Raw genomic sequence first — 1417 nt, 5'->3', positions numbered from 1 at the left:
TTTCGATTATCGCAAGTAGCGGAGTAAGGGACGCGGATTTGTCGGCTTAACCTTTTCTTGTTTTGATTCTAAAATTATATTTTTTTATTTAAAAACCGTTATTTGCGATTAATCGTTGTTGTGCAAAGTTATTTTAACCAAATATTAAATTCGTTTCTCAAGAGATTTAATAGTTCCTTGAAAAATATTAATTCATCAATATTCGGATAGTGTTTTAAATAACTTTCTGGATTGCCATACTCCACTTGATTGAAAAATTTATTATTTTTTATTTGAACTTCATATCCAACTCCATCCATTATTTCTTTAGAATTCCATGTGATTTGATATTCTCCATCTATCAATTCTACGTTACCTCTTTCTTTCATTTTATATTTTATTTCCGGCATACTTGGAAGATATTGGATATTAGTCCGCAATATGCTTTTCCAAACATACTCCATGTCATTATTTGATTCTATCACTCGTTTTTCAGTGTGCAATTCAGCTTGTCCTTGAACCTCTGCATAATGTTTATAAAATTCTGCGATCCAATTTTCTGATTTTGTTTTGTACATCCTGAAAATTGAAGAATAATTGGTAATTCCAACTCCTTCATAAATTCGAATTTCATTTTTTGATAAAGAGTCAGATAAATTTAAATCAGCATTAATCTTACTAATGTTTTGTGCATAAGTGGTTGTTGAAAATATTAAAAATAAAAGCAGATTTTTCATTATAATTTTGCACAACGGTTTCGAGTATGGACAGTTGTGGGTTGGTTAGCCAGGTTATGTCCGCTTAAAATAAATATAGCTAAAAACATCGAATATCGATTAAGTATTTAGCCGCAATTGACCATACGCGTTGTTGTGCGTAGTTTTTATTCTTCTAATACAAATTTAAAAGATAGTAGAAATTTCACTTTAACTTTTTTTCCGTTTTGCATTTTCGCTGGTTTCCAATCTGGTATTTTGGAAATTACTTTATAAGATGCTGTATCATAATCTTTTCGTAATCGTTCAATTATCTCTATGTCAACTACTTTTCCAAGAGTGTCAACTACAAATGTTGATTTTATTTTACCTTCTATTTCTTTAAACTCATTTTGAGAAAATTCGAAGTTCTTTTGTATAAAAATAGTTAAAGAGTCAAATCCACCAGGAAATTCAGGTAATTCAATTAAACTCGCGAAATTAATCTGATTGTCATTTTCATCTAAAAGTTGATATTCCAAATTCAGAGAATTTTTAGATTCCACTTTTTTAAATTCCGATTGAGTGAATTCGATTTCAGATTCCGAGTTTTTTTCCTTTTCTGTTTTCTCCGAATTCTTACAAGAAATCAGAAGTAAAATTGTCAATATAAATCCTATTATTTTATTCAATTCGTGACTTATCTAAAAAATTATGCACAACTGTTTCGAGTATGGACAGTT

General features: G+C 29.1%; 2 protein-coding genes. Both read right to left on the bottom strand.

What is annotated here, in order from left to right:
* Positions 1–128 precede the first annotated feature (128 nt).
* On the bottom strand, positions 129–716 hold the full coding sequence (locus IIF7_RS20545; RefSeq protein WP_084843552.1) for a hypothetical protein: 588 nt from the start codon (positions 714–716) through the stop codon (positions 129–131).
* Positions 717–862: 146 nt separating this feature from the next.
* Complete coding sequence (locus IIF7_RS20540) at positions 863–1216, bottom strand: energy transducer TonB (protein ID WP_176219025.1); 354 nt, start codon at positions 1214–1216, stop codon at positions 863–865.
* Positions 1217–1417: the final 201 nt, after the last annotated feature.

The organism is Zunongwangia atlantica 22II14-10F7, assembly GCF_002094855.1.
GTDB classification, from domain to species: domain Bacteria; phylum Bacteroidota; class Bacteroidia; order Flavobacteriales; family Flavobacteriaceae; genus Zunongwangia; species Zunongwangia atlantica.
Note: the sequence above shows the minus strand (reverse complement) of the source record. Positions and strands in the feature narration are given on the sequence as shown.